General features: G+C 71.4%; 15 protein-coding genes. 5 read left to right on the forward strand and 10 right to left on the reverse strand.

Features of this window, described 5'->3' with window-relative positions; all coding sequences use genetic code 11:
- Nucleotides 1-90 precede the first annotated feature (90 nt).
- Nucleotides 91-2115, forward strand: coding sequence for an outer membrane protein assembly factor BamB family protein (locus J421_RS13625; RefSeq protein ID WP_025411730.1), 2025 nt, complete (start codon nucleotides 91-93; stop codon nucleotides 2113-2115).
- On the opposite strand, the gene J421_RS13630 is transcribed toward J421_RS13625, so the two are convergent.
- Nucleotides 2004-3302: a cytochrome P450 gene (locus tag J421_RS13630; protein ID WP_104022605.1), complete on the reverse strand. Its 1299-nt coding sequence runs from the start codon at nucleotides 3300-3302 to the stop codon at nucleotides 2004-2006. The two genes, J421_RS13625 and J421_RS13630, sit on opposite strands and share 112 nt — an antisense overlap.
- A 220-nt stretch (nucleotides 3303-3522) precedes the next feature.
- Here J421_RS13630 and J421_RS13635 point away from each other — a divergent pair, with 220 nt between their 5' ends.
- Nucleotides 3523-5259, forward strand: coding sequence for a pyrroloquinoline quinone-dependent dehydrogenase (locus J421_RS13635; protein WP_025411734.1), 1737 nt, complete (start codon nucleotides 3523-3525; stop codon nucleotides 5257-5259).
- 170 nt (nucleotides 5260-5429) lie between these two features.
- Complete coding sequence (locus J421_RS32785; protein WP_158508790.1) at nucleotides 5430-5687, forward strand: antitoxin Xre/MbcA/ParS toxin-binding domain-containing protein; 258 nt, start codon at nucleotides 5430-5432, stop codon at nucleotides 5685-5687.
- Between the two features lie 15 nt (nucleotides 5688-5702).
- On the opposite strand, the gene J421_RS13645 is transcribed toward J421_RS32785, so the two are convergent.
- The 3 genes from J421_RS13645 to J421_RS13655 form a co-directional block, all read right to left on the reverse strand.
- Nucleotides 5703-6143, reverse strand: coding sequence for a hypothetical protein (locus J421_RS13645; protein ID WP_025411736.1), 441 nt, complete (start codon nucleotides 6141-6143; stop codon nucleotides 5703-5705).
- 288 nt (nucleotides 6144-6431) lie between these two features.
- Complete coding sequence (gene gyrB / locus J421_RS13650; RefSeq protein ID WP_025411737.1) at nucleotides 6432-8402, reverse strand: DNA topoisomerase (ATP-hydrolyzing) subunit B; 1971 nt, start codon at nucleotides 8400-8402, stop codon at nucleotides 6432-6434.
- A gap of 171 nt (nucleotides 8403-8573) precedes the next feature.
- Nucleotides 8574-8882 carry a DciA family protein gene (locus tag J421_RS13655; protein WP_104022606.1) on the reverse strand — a complete coding sequence of 103 codons (309 nt, stop codon included), beginning with the start codon at nucleotides 8880-8882 and terminating at the stop codon, nucleotides 8574-8576.
- A 127-nt stretch (nucleotides 8883-9009) separates the two neighbouring features.
- Here J421_RS13655 and J421_RS13660 point away from each other — a divergent pair, with 127 nt between their 5' ends.
- Nucleotides 9010-9618: a PEP-CTERM sorting domain-containing protein gene (locus J421_RS13660; RefSeq protein ID WP_025411739.1), complete on the forward strand. Its 609-nt coding sequence runs from the start codon at nucleotides 9010-9012 to the stop codon at nucleotides 9616-9618.
- Nucleotides 9619-9684: 66 nt separating this feature from the next.
- Here J421_RS13660 and recF read toward each other — a convergent pair whose 3' ends face one another.
- Together recF and J421_RS13670 are read right to left on the reverse strand one after the other, a co-directional pair.
- Nucleotides 9685-10842 (reverse strand): DNA replication/repair protein RecF, encoded by a 1158-nt coding sequence (gene recF, locus J421_RS13665; protein ID WP_104022607.1) that lies wholly within the window; start codon nucleotides 10840-10842, stop codon nucleotides 9685-9687.
- Nucleotides 10839-11618, reverse strand: a complete 780-nt coding sequence (locus tag J421_RS13670; RefSeq protein ID WP_025411741.1) for an enoyl-CoA hydratase/isomerase family protein — start codon at nucleotides 11616-11618, stop codon at nucleotides 10839-10841. Before J421_RS13670 ends, recF begins: the two co-directional genes overlap by 4 nt.
- Nucleotides 11619-11705: 87 nt before the next feature.
- Here J421_RS13670 and J421_RS13675 point away from each other — a divergent pair, with 87 nt between their 5' ends.
- Nucleotides 11706-12770: a DNA topoisomerase IB gene (locus J421_RS13675; protein ID WP_025411742.1), complete on the forward strand. Its 1065-nt coding sequence runs from the start codon at nucleotides 11706-11708 to the stop codon at nucleotides 12768-12770.
- 7 nt (nucleotides 12771-12777) lie between these two features.
- On the opposite strand, the gene J421_RS13680 is transcribed toward J421_RS13675, so the two are convergent.
- The 4 genes from J421_RS13680 to J421_RS13695 all read right to left on the reverse strand — a co-directional run bounded on the left by J421_RS13680 (nucleotide 12778) and on the right by J421_RS13695 (nucleotide 17570).
- Entirely contained in the window at nucleotides 12778-13200 is a 423-nt protein-coding gene (locus J421_RS13680) for a lysozyme inhibitor LprI family protein (protein WP_025411743.1), read from the reverse strand.
- Nucleotides 13197-14057: a lysozyme gene (locus tag J421_RS33625; RefSeq protein ID WP_025411744.1), complete on the reverse strand. Its 861-nt coding sequence runs from the start codon at nucleotides 14055-14057 to the stop codon at nucleotides 13197-13199. The genes J421_RS13680 and J421_RS33625 overlap by 4 nt, the downstream gene beginning before the upstream one ends.
- Before the next feature lie 78 nt (nucleotides 14058-14135).
- On the reverse strand, nucleotides 14136-16631 hold the full coding sequence (locus tag J421_RS13690; RefSeq protein ID WP_025411745.1) for an ABC transporter permease/M1 family aminopeptidase: 2496 nt from the start codon (nucleotides 16629-16631) through the stop codon (nucleotides 14136-14138).
- 12 nt (nucleotides 16632-16643) lie between these two features.
- Nucleotides 16644-17570: an ABC transporter ATP-binding protein gene (locus tag J421_RS13695; protein ID WP_025411746.1), complete on the reverse strand. Its 927-nt coding sequence runs from the start codon at nucleotides 17568-17570 to the stop codon at nucleotides 16644-16646.
- Nucleotides 17571-17625: the final 55 nt, after the last annotated feature.

Below are 17625 nucleotides of genomic sequence, written 5' to 3' on the forward strand. Positions count from 1 at the left end.
GGCGCGATTGGACGGCGCGCGAAGGGCGGCGTATCGTCATGGGCCGGCACGTCCCCAGCCCGTCGATGGCCCTTCTCGTCGGAGCCTGCCATGTCGCTGCGACACGCATTCCGCGGTGCGCTCGTCCTCGCGTCGCTCGCCCGGCTCGCGCCGGCGCAGCCGGCGGCCTACACGACGGCACAGGCCGAGCGTGGGCGCGCGGTCTACGACGCCAGCTGCGCGTCGTGCCACGGCCGCGCGCTCGAGGGTGTCTCGGCCCCCACGTTGGGCGCGGCGTTCGTCGCGAGCTGGGGACGCCGCGGGCTCACCGCGGACGACCTGCTGTTCGTCGTCGGCACCACCATGCCGCGCGGCGCGTCGCAGAAGCTCGCCGCGCGCGAGGTCGCCGACGTGGTGGCCTACCTGCTGGCGCGCAACGGCTTCGCCGCCGGGCGCACGGAGCTCGGCGCCGACCGCGCGGCGCTCCGCGCACTGAGGATCGCGCCGCCCGGGGGCATGCGCGGCGACGGCAGCGCACGCGTCGCCAGCGCCGCGGCGCCCACCGGGCGACCGCTCGCCGTTCCCGTCGCCGATACGCCGACACGCGCGCCCACCTCGGCGCTCGTCGCGCAGCGCGATCTGAGCGCCGCGGACCGCGACGCGTCGAACTGGCTCGTCGCCACGCACGACTACGCGGGACGGCGTTACTCGCCGGCGGCGGAGATCACGAGCGCGAACGCGGGACAGCTCCGCGCGGTGTGCGCGTACCAGGTGGGCCAGACCGGCGCCGGCACGTTCCAGACGATCCCCGTCGTGTATGCGGGCACGATGTACGTCACCACCGTCTCGTCCACCATCGCGCTCGACGCGCGGACGTGCCGGCCGCGCTGGACGCACGAGTGGAAGCTCGACGGCATCCGCTTCGTGCCCAACAATCGCGGCGTCGCGGTGAAGGACGGCCGCGTCGTGCGCGGAACGCTCGACGGGAACCTCGTCGCGCTCGACGCGGCGACGGGCGCGGAGCTGTGGCATCGCAAGGTGGCGGACACCGACAAGGGCGAGGTGTTCACCATGCCGCCGCTCGTCTACGACGATCTCGTGTTCATCGGCCCCGCGGGGAGCGAGAACGCGATCCGCGGCTGGGTGGGCGCGTTCCGGCTGAGCGACGGCGCGCCGGTGTGGCGTTTCGACGTCATCCCCGACCGGCGCACGTGGGTCGGTCCCGATTCCATCCCCATCGGCGGCGGCGCGACCTGGACGCCGTTCACGCTCGACGAGGCGACCGGCACGCTGTTCGTCGCGACGACGAACCCGGCACCCGACTTCGCGCTCAGCGTGCGGCAGGGCGACAACCTGTACTCGAACTCCGTCGTCGCGCTCGACGCGCGCACGGGGGCGCTCCGGTGGCACAAGCAGACGGTGCCTAACGACGACCACGACTGGGACGTCACGCACGCGGGTCCGCTCTACACCACGACGATCGGCGGGCAGACGCGCGACGTCGTCGCCACGGCGGGCAAGGACGGCCTGCTGCGCGCGCTCGACCGGCGCACGCAGGCGGAGCTGTGGAGCGCGCCCGTCACCACGCGCGAGAACGTGGAGGCGCCGGTGACGGTGCAGGGCACCCACGCCTGTCCCGGTGTGCTCGGCGGCGTGGAGTGGAGCGGCCCCGCGTACTCCGAGCGCACGAACATGATCTACGTGAACGCCGTCGACTGGTGCTCCACGTTCAAGCTCGCCGAGACGATCCGCCACGTCCCCGGTCAGGTGTACCTCGGCGGCACCGTGCAGCCGGATGCCCCGCCGAAGTGGGGCGGCTGGCTGACCGCGGTCGACGCGGCCACGGGCGAGGTGCGCTGGCGCTATCGCTCGCCCATGCCGATGCTCGCCGGCGTCGTCGCGACGGCGGGCGACGTCGTCGTCACCGGCGAGCTCACGGGCGACGTCGTGGCGTTCGACGCGCGCACCGGCGCGGAGCGGTGGCGATTCAACACCGGCGGCCCGATCGCCGGCGGCGTCGTGACCTACGCCGTCGACGGCAAGCAGTACGTCGCGGTCGCCTCGGGTCGCCCGTCGGGCCTGTTCGTGAGCGAGCAGGTGGGATCGCCCACGGTGTTCGTGTTCGCGCTGCCCTGAGTGGTGGCTGATGCGCTGCGCGGCGTGACGTGGATGGGCAGCCGCGTCGCGCCGTGCACGTGGAAGGCGGCGCGCGGCTCCCACGGCTGGTCATCCGCGAGCGCGATCGTCTCGGTGCGCGCGAGCAGCTCGCCGAGCGCGACGCGCGCCTCGAGCCGGGAGAGCGGCGCGCCGAGGCAGAAGTGGATGCCATGGCCGAACGCGACGTGCGCGTTGGGCGCGCGCGCGACGTCGAACGCGTCCGGAGCGGGGAAGCGCGACGGGTCGCGGTTCGCGGAGCCGATCATCGCCAGCACGAGCGAACGCGCCGGGATCGCGTGGCCGCCGAGCGTCACGTCGCGCCGCGTCACGCGGAACACGGCCTGCACCGGCGACCGGTAGCGCAGCACCTCCTCGACGGCCGAGGGCAGCAGCGTCGGATCCGCGCGCAGCCGCGCGAGCTGCTCGGGATGCTCGGCGAACGAGATGACGGCGTTCCCGATGAGGTTCGTCGTCGTCTCGTGTCCGGCGAGCAGCAGCAGCTGGAAGAACGCGAGGATCTCGCCGTCGCTGAGACGGCTCCCGTCCACCTCCGCGGCGAGCAGTCGCGAGAGCAGGTCGTCGCGCGGCGCGTCGCGTCGCACGTCGAGCAGCTCGGCGAGGTAGCGCGCCATCTCCGCGCGCACCGCGGTGAACGCCGCGACCGCGTGCTGCGCCTCGGCGCCTCCCTGCAGCGTGAGCGCGAGCTCGAGGATGACGTCGCTCCAGCGCCGGAAGCGCGACCAGTCGTCCGCCGGAGCGCCTAACAGCTCGGCGATCACCATGAGCGGCAGCGGCACCGCGAAGTCGCCGACGACGTCGAACGCGTCGCGCCCCGCGGTGGTGTCGAGCAGGCCGCGTGCGATCTCGCGCACCCGCGGCTCCAGCCCCGCGACCGTCCGCGGCGTGAACGCGCGCGAGATCAGCGCGCGCATCTTCGTGTGCCGCGGCGGATCGAAGAAGATGAACCAGCCCAGGTTCCCGTAGCCGGCGGCGGAGACGTCGGAGCCGAACGCGTCGTGGTCGTCCAGCGCGCGGCGCACGCCGTGGTAGTCGAAGACCATCCACGTGCCCGTGCGCGGGTCGCGCAGCACGGGCGAGGCGCGACGCAGCTCGGCGTACCACGGATACGGGTCGCGCCGCACGTCGTCGGAGAAGAGAAAGCGCATCACGGGGCGAGTCCTCGCAGCGCCGGGTCGACGACGCCGCGCGCGGGTTACGAGACGCGAGCGTTCGATCATCGACGAATCTGCGGCGTCTAAATACGAAACGCAAGCGGATCGTAATTGCCGCGCGGGTCGCAGGGCCGGCTTTGACTCCCGCGCGACACGCCGATTAGCGTGTCCGCATGCCGATCGACCCCAGGCCGCCCCGGATGCCCGCACGCGCGTGAAGGGACGCGCTCGGCCGTCACGTCCTTCGCTCGGCTCGTCCGTCGTCGCGTTAGGCGCCGTCGCGGTGCTCACGTTCGGGTGCATGCGCCGCGAGCGCCCCGCCATCTGCGCCGCCGGCGGCGAGCTCGCGTCGTCGGGCCCCGCCCGGATCGACTCGCTCCCCGCGCCCGGCGCTGCCGCGGTGCCGGACGTCGACTGGCCCACGTACGGCGGCAACGACGCCGGTCAGCGATATTCGCTGCTGGCGCAGATCGACAGCGGCAACGTGCGCCGCCTCGTGCCGGTATGCCTGCATCGCGCGCAGGTCGGCCTCGAGACCCAGCAGAGCACGCCGGTCGTCGACGGCGACGCGCTGTTATACACGCTGCCGTACGACGTCGTCGTCGCGATGGACCCGCGCACCGGCCGTGAGCTCTGGCGCTACACGCCGAGGCTCGCGCGCGACTCCCTCGTGTTGTGCTGCGGCCCGCACAACCGTGGCGTCGCCGTCGACGGCGCGCGCGTCTATCTCGCGACGCTCGACGCGCGGCTGGTCGCGCTCGACCGGCGCACCGGCGCGGTGGCGTGGGAGGTGCGCGTCGCGGAGCCGATGAAGGGCTACTCGTTCACGGCCGCGCCGCTCCTCGCCGACGGCAAGGTCATACTCGGCACCGCGGGCGGAGAGTTCGGCATCCGCGGCTGGGTAGACGCGTACGACGCGGGCACGGGCCAGCGCGCGTGGCGGTTCTACACCGTGCCGTCGCCCGACGAGGGTGGCTGGTGGGGACGGTGGGCCGCCACGACGCCGGACGGGGAAGACCTCCATCGCGACCTCGCCCGCGAGCGGGCCGACAGCGCGCGCTATGCCGACGCGTGGCGCACGGGCGGGGGACCGGTGTGGATGACGCCCGCGTTCGACGCGGCGCTCGGCCTCGTCTTCATCGGCATCGGCAACCCCGCGCCGGACATCGACGAGTCGAAGCGGCCGGGCGACAATCTCTACACGTCGTCCATCGCCGCGCTCGACGTGCGCACCGGCGCGCTGAAGTGGTACCACCAGCTCGTGCCCCACGACCGGTGGGACTACGACGCCGCGAACCCGGTCGTGCTGCTCGACGCGACGGTGAACGGCGCGACCGTGCCGGCGATCGCGCACGCCGGCAAGGCCGGCTGGGTGCACGTGCTCGACCGCCGCGACGGCCGACGGCTCGTGCGCACCGAGGCGCTCGTTCCGCAGAAGAACCTGTTCATGAGCGCGACGGCGGAGGGGATCGAGGTCGCGCCGGGGGGACACGGCGGCGCCAACTGGGCGCCGTCGGCGTACTCGCCGCGCACGCGATTGATGTACGTGCTCGCGAACCACGAGCCCTCGGTCTTCAAGCTCGTCCCGGCTCCGCTCTCGCAGGGCGCGCAGTGGTTCGGCGGCGAGATGACGGTGGCGAACCGCGGCCGCGGCGCGTTCGGGCGGCTCAACGCGGTCGACCCGAGCACCGGCAAGATCCGCTGGCAGCTCACCGAGAAGAACCTCAAGAACTACAGCGGCGGCACGCTCGCGACCGCGGGCGATCTCGTGTTCTTCGGCGATGCGGACGGCTACCTGAACGCCGTCGACGCGCGGAGCGGCGCACGGCTCTGGCGGCACTGGACCGGGCGTCCGTCGATCGACGCCGCGCCGATGACGTTCAGCCGCGGCGGGCGGCAGTACGTGGCCATCGCGACGCAGGGCGCGCTCGTCGCGTTCACGCTCCGCTGATCCGAGCGGTCGCACGGCGCGGAATGCGCGCCGATTGCGACGTGGCGCACAGTCGAGCGTCGTTCCGGCGCCTATCGTCGAGGACGTATGCGGTGCGGCGACCGCGCAGGCCGGTCGCCGCCACCCAGCGTCCGTCCACGTCGCCAGGAGCTACGCGAGCCGTGAACGTCATGTTCCACAGCAGCACTTACTCCGCCCTGCGCACCGTGCTCCTGGAGCACGGCGCCCACGCGACGGCCCTCACCGGCCTCGCGGAGCTCGCGGGGCTGCTCGGCGGACGCCACCGACTCTCGGCGAGCGCCGCGACGCGGTGGATGCTCGGGCCTAACGCGCGGCTCGGCGACCGCTCGCCGCTCGAGGTGTGGCTCAGCGACGGCGCCGGGCACGTGATCGACGCCGCGCGCGCCGAGTCCACGCACCGGATCTGACCGCGCCGCGCGCCGTCAGACGCACGTCGGCAGATCGCCGGGTACGCTCTCCAGGCTCACGGCGGTGGCGCCGTCCGGCGTGATGGTCACCCGGTAGCGGTACTGCGTCCCGTAGACGATCCCCGTGCTGGGCTGCACGAGATACAGCCGGTTGACCGACGTCGAGGTGAACGGGGCGCTCGGGTCCGACACGTCGAACGCGTTGTACACCGTGTTCCCGGCGCCGTTGGCGACGACGCTCGATCCGTCGGGCAGCGTGCCGGTGAGGCCCTGGAGATTGGTGTGCACGCCGTAGCTGAGGCGGTCCCCGACGGGCACCATGCGGACCACCCACTGGACCGTGCCGGAGAGCGGGATCTGCACGACACCGGTCGGCACCGCGCACACGCTGACGAACAGTCGCATGCCGATCTGGAAGGTCTGCACCGTCGGTGCGACGTCGAGCGCAGGGCGCACGGCGCTCGGCCGGGGGGCGCGGTGAGATCGGGGGACGCGCTGCAGGCCGCGAGCGCGAGCGCGGCGATCACGGCGGGGACGAGCCGCATCTGCGAACCTCCGGAGGCGGGGGGGCGGAGGAGGGACTCGAGCGCGGTGGCTGCGCGCGCCGAGGACCGGTGGAAGGGGGCGAACCGTGCGCTACCATATGCCCGGGTCCGCGAGCCCGCCAGCGGCCGATGCAAAGAAGGGCGATCCCCGGTAAGGGACCGCCCTCCTTGCATCGGCGGGAGCGCCGCCGGATCGAGCTCAGACGTCCAGGTTCGACACGAACTTCGCGTTCGCCTCGATGAACTCGCGCCGCGGATCGACCGCGTCGCCCATCAGCGTCTGGAAGATCTGATCGGCCATGAGCGCGTCCTCCTGCGTGACCTTGAGGAGCGTGCGCGTCTCCGGGTCCATCGTCGTGCGCCAGAGCTGCTCGGGGTTCATCTCGCCGAGCCCCTTGTAGCGCTGGATGTTGAGGTTCGCCTTGTTGCCGTCGCCGTTCATGAGGCGCGAGGCGATCGCGTCGCGCTCCTCGGCGCCGTAGGCGTAGTACTCCTCCTTGCCCTTGGCGACGCGGAAGAGCGGCGGCTGCGCGATGTAGATCATCCCGGCCTCGATCAGCTCGGGCATCTGCCGGAAGAAGAACGTCAGCAGCAGCGTGCGAATGTGCGCGCCGTCGACGTCCGCGTCCGTCATGATGATGACCTTGTGGTAGCGCGTCTTCTCGAGCTCGAACTCCTCCTTGATGCCGGAGCCGATCGCCGTGATGATCGTCCGGATCTCCTCGTTCGAGAGGACCTTGTCGATGCGCGCCTTCTCCACGTTGATGATCTTGCCGCGCAGCGGCAGGATCGCCTGGAACATGCGGTCGCGCCCCTGCTTCGCCGAGCCACCGGCCGAGTCGCCCTCGACGAGATAGAGCTCGCACATCTTCGGGTCGGAGAGCGAGCAGTCGGCGAGCTTGCCCGGCAGGTTGCCGACGTCGAGCGCGCTCTTCTTGCGCGTCAGGTCGCGCGCCTTGCGGGCCGCCTCGCGCGCCCGCGCCGCGCTCACCGCCTTCTCGATGATCCCGTTCGCCGTGCGCGGGTGCTCCTCGAGATACTGCGTGAGCAGCTCGTTGACGACCGAGCGCACGGCGCCCTCCGCCTCGGAGTTGCCGAGCTTCGTCTTCGTCTGTCCCTCGAACTGCGGCTCGCGGATCTTCACCGAGAGCACCGCCGTGAGCCCCTCGCGCACGTCGTCACCGGAGAGGCGGATGTCTTTGTCCTTCTTGGACAGCGCGCCCGACTTCTCGATGTACTTGTTGATGACGCTCGTGAGCGCGCTCTTGAGCCCCGTGAGGTGCGTCCCGCCCTCGTGCGTGTTGATGTTGTTCACGAAGGAGAACACCGACTCGGAGTACGAGTCGTTGTACTGCAGCGCGAGCTCGATGCCGATGTCGTCGCGCTCGGTCTCGATGTAGACGACCTCGGGGTGCAGCGTCTTCTTCGTGCCGAGGCCATTGAGGTACTGCACCATCTCGCGAAGGCCGCCCTTCGCGTGGAACAGCTCCTCCTTCGCCGGCGTCTCGCGCTCGTCGCGCAGCGTGATCTTCACGCCCTTGTTCAGGAACGAGAGCTCGCGCAGCCGGTCGCGCAGCGTCTCGTACGTGAAGACCGTCGTCTCGGTGAAGATCTCGTGGTCCGGCTTGAACCAGACCTTCGTGCCGGTCTGCTTCTTCGGCACGTCGCCGAGCACCTTGAGCTTCGTCTTCGTGTCGCCACGGACGAAGTCCATGTAGTGCTCCTTGCCGTCGCGCTTGACCCACACGCGCAGCCGCTCCGAGAGCGCGTTCACGACGGAGACGCCGACGCCGTGCAGGCCGCCGGAGACCTTGTAGCTGTTCTTGTCGAACTTGCCGCCGGCGTGGAGCACGGTCATCGCGACCTCGAGCCCCGGCTTCCGCTCCACGGGATGGATGTCGACCGGGATGCCGCGGCCGTTGTCGTCGACGGTGATGGAGTTGTCGGCGTGGATCGTGACCGAGACGGTGTCGGCATAGCCGGCGAGCGCCTCGTCGATCGAGTTGTCGACCACCTCGTAGACGAGGTGGTGCAGCCCGCGCGGCCCGGTCGAGCCGATGTACATGCCCGGGCGTTTCCGCACCGCCTCGAGCCCCTTCAGGACCTGAATGCTACCCGCGCCGTACGCCGCGCCGGTCGCCGCGGCGGGCGGTTCGATCGTCTTCGCCATGATCACTCCAGTCGTGATGCCGTGCCGCCGCGGCGCATTCGTGCGCGCCGAGGGAAGCCTCTGAATGTAACCCGAGAGGACCCCGAACGCAACTCGCCGACACCGCTGTAACCTATTGTTTTACAACGAATTACGGCCGAGGTTCCGGCGGCCCCGGCCGGCCTGCCGATCTCAGCGCTTGAGCACCAGCCGCAGCCGCCCGATCGGGGGACGGCCGGGCACCCCGTTGAGCTGCTTCAGCAGCTCCGGCTCGAGCAGCGACAGCTCCGTCATCCACGCGTGCGTGGTCACCGCCACGAACAGCGTGCCGTCCGGCGCCACCGACAGCGGCTCCGTCACCGCCGCGATCTGCGCCCCCACCAGCGAGGCCCACTCCGGCACGACCGACGCCTGCGCCACCCGGTCCGTGATGCCCGCCTGCGCGAGCACCGACGCGAGCACGTCACCGAGTGGGGTGGGACGGGAGGGGCGATCGGGCATCGGTGGAAGCTAGTCGGTGTGTCCGCGGCCGTACTGAGCATTGACAGAACAGCCGTACTGAGCCATAGTCGCCCGGCAGCTGGCAGCACCAGTCCCGCTTCTTCTATCCCTCCCGGAGACCGCCGCCATGCTCCGCCGTCCCGTCGCCGTCGCCGTGCGCTGCCTCGCCGCCGCCGTAGCGTTGCTCCCGGCCGCCGCCCGCGCTCAGGTCCACTTCGACAACCTGTCCGGCGGCAACGGTGCCGCGTACGCGGGCCACAGTGAGAACGGCTTCGACGTGGCCACCACCGGTGGCGCCTGGTTCGAAGCGCACGTGTTCGGCAACCCGGTCCCGTCGATCTTCGGTGGTCCGATCGGGAGCCCGTCGCTCTCGTCGCTCTTCGTCACCCGCAGCGGCGGGGGCGCGTTCACGTTCGGCAGCGTCGATCTCGTGAGCCAGAACGGCCGCAGCAGCTATCAGATCATCGGCTACTCGGGGATCAACTCTGTCTTCACGATGAACGGCTTCCTCGGCTCGAGCACGACGTTCGAGACGATCTTCAGCACCAACCCGGCGACGCTCATCGACGGGCTCTCCATCGCGATCGACCCGATCGGCCAGCCGACGTCGTTCAACCTCGACAACATCGAGGTCATCGCCGCGACATCGTCGGTGCCCGAGCCGGCGACGCTGCTGCTCACGGCGGCCGGCATGCTGGGCGTCGCCGGCGCGGCGCGGCGCCGCCGCACGACCTGACGCCGTCGCCGACTCGGATCGAGCGCCCGGAGCCGATCGGCTCCGGGCGCTCGTCTCGTCAGGCCCTCACGCACCGAGCACGCCGTCGCGGATCGTGGTCCGTTCGAGCCGCGTGAGCTCCGCGGGAATGTCGGTCGCGCGCGGCACGACGAGCACCGTCTGGCCGAGCCCCGCGTCGCCCAACAGCTCCAGGATGCGGTGCGCCCGGCGCGCATCCAGCTCGGCGAACGGGTCGTCGAGCAGGAACAGCGGCTCGCAGCCGCTCGCGTCGCGCAGCGTCGCCGCCTCGAGCAGCCGGAGCGCGATCGCCGCGGTCCGCTGCTGCCCCGCCGAGCCGTAGAGCCGCAGATCGCGCCCGCCTAACGTCAGCTCCAGATCGTCGCGGTGCGGGCCGGCGTGCGTCACGCCGCGCTTCACGTCGAGCAGCCGCTTCTCGGCGAGCGCGCGCTCCAGCGCCGTGCGCGCCGCCGCGACCGGATCGGCCGCGTCGTCCACGACGAGCGCGGAGGTGTAGCGCATGCGCGCCGCGGCGCGCTCGCCGATCGCCGCGCACAGCGCCGCGAAGGCGTCCGCCCGCGCCGCGCACCACGCGCGCCGCTCCACCCAGAGCACCGCGCCGTGCTCGGCGAGCGCGGGCTCCCACACCGCGGCGCGGCTCTCCCCGCGACCGGTGCGCGCCGCGTCGCGCAGCGCGGCGTTGCGGCGCACGAGCGCGCCGCGGTACGACTGCAGCGCCGAGAGATAGCGTCGCGACGTGAGTGCCAGCACGACGTCGAGGTAGCGCCGACGCTCGGCGGGACTGCCCGCCACGAGCGCCACGTCCACCGGCGAGAAGATCACGCTCGGCACCGCCCCGAGCGCGTCGCTGAGACGGGGCGGCTCGGCGCCGTCCAGCCGGACGCGCTTCTTCTTTCCCGTGCGCTCGAAGCCGACGCCGATCTCGTGCGCGCCGACCGACCCCGGGGGACGCGCCACCGTCGCGCCGAGGTGGAAGCCCGGCGCGCCGAACCGCACGAGGTCCTGGTCGCGCGCGCCACGCACGGAGCGGAGCAGCTGCAGGTAGTAGATCGCCTCGAGCAGGTTGCTCTTCCCGTGGCCGTTCTCGCCGATCACCACGAGCCCGTCGGCGGGGAACGGCACGTCCTGCCGCTCGAAGTTGCGGAAGTCACGCAGGGCGAGCCGGAGCAGCCGCACACGCGGCCGCGCCGCGTCGGGCGACGTCACCGCCCCGTGAACTGGGCGGCGCGCTTGGCGAGGAACGCGCCGGTCCCCTCGCGCATGTCGTCGGTGCTCGCGGACAGCCCGAACTGGTGCGCCTCCATCTGCATCGCCTCCTCGAGCGGCAGGTCGTAGCCCGCGTTCACCGCCTCGATGCAGAGCGCGAGCGCGACGGGCGCGTTCGCGAGCATCTGCTGGAGCATGGCGCGCGCGCGGTCGAGCAGCTCGGCGGCCGGCACCACCGCGTTCGCGAGGCCGATGCGGTACGCCTCGTTCGCGTCGATCATCTCGGCCGTCATCAGGAGCTGCAGCGCGCGCCCCTTGCCGACCAGGCGCGGGAGCCGCTGCGTGCCGCCGTACCCCGGGATGAGGCCGAGCTTCACCTCGGGCTGCCCGAACTTCGCCGCGTCCGACGCGAGGCGAACGTGGCACGCCATGGCCAGCTCGCAGCCGCCGCCGAGCGCGAAGCCGTTCACGGCGGCGATCGTCGGCTTCGGCGACGTCTCGAAGCGGCGGAACACGAGCTGCCCTCGGCGCGCCATGCGCTGCATCTCGAGCGTGCTCTGGCCGCTCATCTCGGAGATGTCGGCGCCGGCGACGAACGCGCGCCCCGCGCCGGTGAGGATCAGGCCACCGACGTCGTCGCGACCGATCGCCTCGTCGATCGCCTGACCGAGCTCGCCGATCGTGGCGGCGTTCAGCGCGTTGAGCTTGTCCGGCCGGTTCACGGTGATCGTCGCGATGCGGTCCGCGACATCGAAGGTCAGGGTGCTGTAGGCCATGCGAGAGGCGAGGGCATGAGGGCGGGCGCTCGGATCGGTCGCCAATCTACTCGCCGGGGACCAGGATTTGCCCTGACGAGCCGTGCCATGGCCGAGCGGTGGATCCTCCGAAAGGGAAGCAAACGGAGCGGGTTCCGGTACGTGACGGAGGCCGGGGCGCCGGTGCGCGCCGCGGCGACGCTCGCACGCGCCGACGCGCTCCGCATCCCGCCCGCGTGGACCGACGTGCACGTCGCCGCGTCGCCGACGTCGGCGATCCAGGCATGGGGCTTCGACGCGAAGGGGCGCAAGCAGTACCGCTACCACGACCGCGAGGTCGCGCGCGGGCAGCTGCGGAAGTACTACCGCGTGCGGCGGCTCGCCCACGACCTGCCGGGCATCCGCGCCGCGCTCGACCGCGACCTGCGCAAGCGCACGCTCGACCGGTGCCACGTGGCCGCCGGCGTGGTGCGCCTCATCTCGGAGGGGTTCTTCCGCGTCGGCAACGAGCGCTACGCCGCGGAGAACGCGACGTTCGGCATCGCGACGCTGCGCAAGGAGCACGTCGTGCTGCACGACGACCGCGCGGTGTTCCACTACGTGGGCAAGAAGTCCATCGAGCAGCACCAGACGGTGTGCGAGCCGGCGCTGGTGGAGTTCGTGCGCGCGCTCGCGCTCACGCCGGGGTACCGGCTGTTTCGCTGGGTCGACGACGACGGCGAGTGGCACGACCTCACCGCGCGCGACGTGAACGAGTACCTCCACGAGCTGCTCGGCGTGCCGTACACGGCGAAGGACTTCCGCACGTGGGGCGGCACGCTGCGCGTCGCGACGATCCTCGCGGACCTCGGCGAGCCGGCGAGCGACCGCGACGCGAAGAAGAACGTCGTGACGGCGGTGCGCCTCGTCGCCGCGGAGCTCGGGAACACGCCCACGGTGTGCCGCGCGTCGTACGTGCATCCGCTCGTCATCGCGCGCTATCTCGACGCCGGAACGACGATCGCGCCGTTCCTGCCCAACGGCATCAGTCCGGCGCGCGACGCGCACCGGCCCGAGGAGCGCGCGCTCATCCGCTTCCTCGACAAGTTCTTCCCCGAGCGCCGGCGCCACAAACGCGATCGGCGCCGCCGCGGTCGCGACGACGCCGATCGGCGAGCGCTCCGCGCCGCCTAACGGCGCGCTACTTTCCGTCGTCGTCCGACAGGAACTCGGCGCGCAGCCACGTCGCCCACTGATCGGCGAGCGCCGCGCGACAGCGTGCGGCCACCATGGGCGCCGCGGAGCCGGCGCCGTAGAGCGAGCGGGCCGCCGCGCACTGCAGATCGCGCGCACGCCGCCACGCATCGCGGCTCTGCGTCACGAGCCGCAGCGTCGTCGCACGCTCGCGACCACGCAGCCGGGCGCGCACGCTGTCGTACGTCGCGGCGGCGGCGGCCTCGCGATGCTTCGCCGCGTCCGACCAGCAGCCGGTGAGCTCGAGCTGCGTGCTCGCCTCGGCGCAGGGCGCGTCGCCGTCGCGCGCCGGCTGCGCCCGGAGCGGCGCGGCGCCGAGCGCCAGAGCGAAGAGCGGGCCGAGGTGGGCCATGCGTGCGCGCGAGCTCATGGCAGTGGTACCCGCCACGACGGCGCGTTGTTCATCAGCAGCGGCGGCTGCGGCGCCTGCCGACGCATGCGCTCCTTGTCCTCCAGCTCCTGGAGCTCCTGACGGGCGGGCCCGAGGAACAGGTCGGCCTCGTCCTGGCGGCGCGTCGTGAGGCCCTTCAGCACCACGCCGCCCGACTTGTTCCACTTCTTGAACTGCGCCTCGACGTCGACGATCGCCGCGCGACGCACGGCGGGCGTGCCGCACCGGTAGCTGCCGTCGTTGATCCGCTTCAGCAGCGTGGACGCGCTGAAGTTGCCGACGCCCACGTTGAACGTGAACGACACGAGCGCGTCGAACTCGTCCTGGTCGAGGTTGCGCGTGACCTTGTCGCGGACCGCCTGCTCGAACCGCTGCGCGTCCTGCGCCAGCACCTGGTCGGCCTTGCGCGCGAGCATGTCGACCTCGACACGCACGGCGTCGTCGAGCACACCGTCGACGATGGCCTGCTGCGCGGCGTTGAGCTGCGCGTACGTCTTGCCGCCGAATTGCTTTCGCCCGGCGACGATGTCGCGCCCGAGCTCCGCCGCCTTGGTCTGGAGCTGGTCGAAGCCCGTCACCGCCACCGCGGCGCGCTCGAGGTAGAACGTCGACTTCGTCTTCGACCACTTGCGCTCCTTCACGCTCGACGACCACGCAGGGTCGGCGCGCGCCGCCTTCAGCAGGAAGCTCGGCCACTTGTGCGTGGGGTGCACGAGATGCCCCACGCCGAACGTCGCGTATCCCGAATCGTCGTCGTACAGCCCGTCGATGAGCGCCTCGTGGGCGATGAGCGCCGCGAGCCCGTCGGCGCTGAGGGTGAGGTTGCTCTGTGCCATGGTGTCTCCTGGGGATCGGACGGCGACGGGACCGACGTGGGTGCCGACTCACCGTACGAAACCCGCGCCGGGATCCGCTCAGTGGCGCTCGACGTCGCGGACGTTGTCCTTGTGGTTGCGGTCGATCAGCAGGTGGTACGGGTCGATCCCCGCGCGCTCGGGCGGCCGGTCCACGACGACCTCGATGCGCGACGTCGCCGCGGTGATGCGGTGCTTGCCGAGGTAGAGCGGCTCGCCGAGCGCATCGTCCTTCGCCTTCTTCGGGCCGAACACGCCGACGGTCACGTAGTCCCCCATCGGGATCGGTCTCTCGGCGCCCGCCGTGTCGGCGCGCACCTTCTTCGCCGCGACGCCGAGCGTCACCACCCACTTGCCGTCGGCGCGCCGGACGGCGGTCGCGGTGTCGGTCTTGAGATCCCAGAGCGTGATCGTCTCGAACAGGTCCTTCACGAGGTACTGCAGCGAGTCCGGCGTGACGGCGCGGAACTCGGCGAGGAGATCCTTCGTCGTCGTGAACGGCGCCTCCTGGAACGCGACCTTGCGCACGTACGACGACAGCGCGCGGTTCATCGCGTCCTCGCCGATGTAGTCGCGCAGCGCGTACAGCGTGAGCCCGCCCTTGCCGTAGCGGATGTAGCCCTGGCCCTCGACGAGGGCGAGCGGCAGCTCGCGCTTGTCCTCGGTGCCGCGGCCGCGCAGGTACCAGTCGAGCTCCGCGCGCAGATACTTCTCCATCGCGTGGCGCCCGTACTCCTTCTCCGTCGTCATGAGCGCGGAGTACTCGGCCATGGACTCGACGAGCATCGTCTCGCCCTGCACACCGGCCGGCATCACCTGGTGTCCCCACCACTGGTGCGCGACCTCGTGCGCGGTGACCATGAACGGCAGGTCGCGCCCCGCGTCGTCCTTGTCCGCCTCGGTGATGAAGCCGATCCCCTCGGAGAACGGGATCGTGTTCGGGAACGACTGCGCGAACGTCGCGTAGCGCGGAAACTCGAGGATGCGCACCCCGAACTGGTAGAGCAGGTGCTCGAAGCCGAGCGTGTCGAGCGTGATGAGCGACACCCACCACGCGAGCAGCAGCACGTGGCCCACCGCCTTGTTGTTCACCACCGTGTGCACCACGAACGCGAGCAGCGCGTACTGCAGCACGAACGGGAACTCGATGAGGAACACGGTGCGGAGGTACACCGACAGCTCGTACTCGTGGTACCCCTTCACCGTCTGCACGGCGATGCCGGCGAGGATGAGCACCGCCTGCAGCACGGCCATGGCGCCCACGAGCCCCGCCGCGCGACCCACGAGATGCAGCGCCGGGCTCACGGGCAGCGCGTCCTGGATCTGGTCCGCGCCGAGCTGTCGCTCGCGCCACACCAGCTCGCCCACGAACGTCGTGAGCAGGATGACGAAGAACAGCCCGAAGCCGCCCACCACCGCGTCGGCGATGAGATAGGTGCGCGGATAGACGGTGACCTGGTCCATGCGATTCGCGAACCAGGCGGACATGATCACGTTCACCGCGCCGACGGTGGCGATGGCGAGGAAGCTCACCTGCCGCGTCATCGACGCGAACGCGAGCCGCGTGACGGCCAGGAGCTGGCGGCCGCGCGATGCCGCACCGCTCACGCCGGCCCACGCCGTCGCCAGTCGCTCGGCCGCCGCGTGCGCCGCGCGCGAGCCGATCGTGATCCCTGGACGATCGTCGCCGCCGAGGCCACCGGGCACGCCGGCGACGGCGAGCTTCGGGTGCCGCCAGCGCAGCCCGAGCGACGCCGGCTGCGCGCGGAAGCGGAACGCGCCCAGCGTGAGCGCGACGAGCCCACCGGACACGGCGAGCCACGCGAGCCGGTTCCACAGGACGAATCCGGAGAGCGGCACGAGCAGCGTGTTCTTGTCGGCCACCGTCCAGTAGCGCGTGGCGAGCGTGAACGGCTGGATGCCGAACGGATCGAGCAGGGCGCCGATCCAGTCGTTGCGCAGGTCGCGCGTGAGCTGCCCCGTGACCGACCACGCGACGAGGAGGAAGATCCCCATCGTGTAGACGACGAACTGGTTGCGCGTGAGCGCGCCCGCCGCGAAGAACGCCGCGCTGATGAACAGCACGTTGGTCAGGCCTAACAGCAGGAACGGGTGCAGGTAGTTCGCGAGGTGGATCGGCAGCATCTTGTCGTGGTCGATCCACGGCATCACGCTGCCGACGAGCGCGCCGAGCGGGATCGCGAGATACACGACGAGCATGGCGACGAACGCGCCGCCGAACCGGCCGGCGAGGTAGCCCACTCGACTGATGCGCGTCGTGAACAGCAGCTCGTGCGTGCGGGTCTGGAAGTCGCGCAGGATCGACGTGCCGACGAGCGCCGAGGTGATGACCTGGCCGATGGCGGTGAGGATGATCGTCGTGTTCGCGAGCACCCACGGTGCGTTCTTCAGCACCTTGCCGCGGCCGCCGCCGATCTCCACCGCGTCGGACGACAGGAAGCCGAACGCGAGCAGGAACAGGATCGCGAAGTACAGCCACGTCGCGGGGCGGCGCAGCTGATACCGGATCTCGAAGAAGAGAATCTGTCGCAGCACGGGCGCCTCCCGTCAGACGGACTGCAGGGCGGGGGCGTCGGCGCTCGGCGAGCCCGACGCACCGTCGATCGTGCCGCCGGCGAGCGTGTGGAAGTACACGTCCTCGAGATCCGGATCGACCGGCACCCAGCGCGGATCGGGGCACGCATCGGCGAAGACGTGCACCACCGGCCGTCCGGCGACGAGTCGCACCGAGATCACCTCGTGCGTCGCCCGGGTCGCCTCCAGCTCGTCGCGCGACATCTCGCGCCGCCAGATGCGCCCCGCCACGCCGGCGAGCACCTGCGTCGGCTCGCCGGCGAGCACGACGCGCCCGCGGTTGATGATCGCCATCCGCGGGCACAGCTCGCGCACGTCGTCGACGATGTGCGTCGACAGGATCACGATGCGCTCCTGTCCGATCTCGGCGAGCAGGTTGAGGAAGCGGTAGCGCTCCGACGGATCGAGTCCCGCCGTCGGCTCGTCGACGATGATGAGCCGCGGGTCGCCGGCGAGCGCGATGGCGATCCCGAGTCGCTGCTTCATGCCGCCCGAGAAGCCGCCGACCGCCTTCTTGCGCGCGTCGGCGAGATTCACCTGCTCGAGCAGCGCGTCGACGACTCGGCGGCGCGCCTTCGATTCCGTTAGGCCCTTCAGCGTGGCGAAGTGGTCGAGCACCATCTCCGCCGAGAGATTCGGGTAGAGCCCGAACTCCTGCGGCAGGTAGCCGAGCAGCCGCCGCACGGCGTCCGCGGACTTCAGGACGTCGAGGTCGCCGAGCGTGATGGTGCCGGTGTCGGGCTGCTGGAGCGTCGCGATCGTGCGCATGAGCGACGACTTGCCCGCGCCGTTGGGGCCGAGGAGCCCGAACATCCCGGGCGGGATGCTGAGCGACACGTCGTCGAGCGCGCGGACGCCGTTCGGATAGGTCTTCGACAGGTGGCGGATCTCGAGCTGCACGGGGCGCTCCGGGGCGAAGAAGGGTGGGACCGCCACGATGCGGCCTGGAGCTCGT

This window comes from Gemmatirosa kalamazoonensis, from assembly GCF_000522985.1.
In the GTDB taxonomy this organism is placed as follows: domain Bacteria; phylum Gemmatimonadota; class Gemmatimonadetes; order Gemmatimonadales; family Gemmatimonadaceae; genus Gemmatirosa; species Gemmatirosa kalamazoonensis.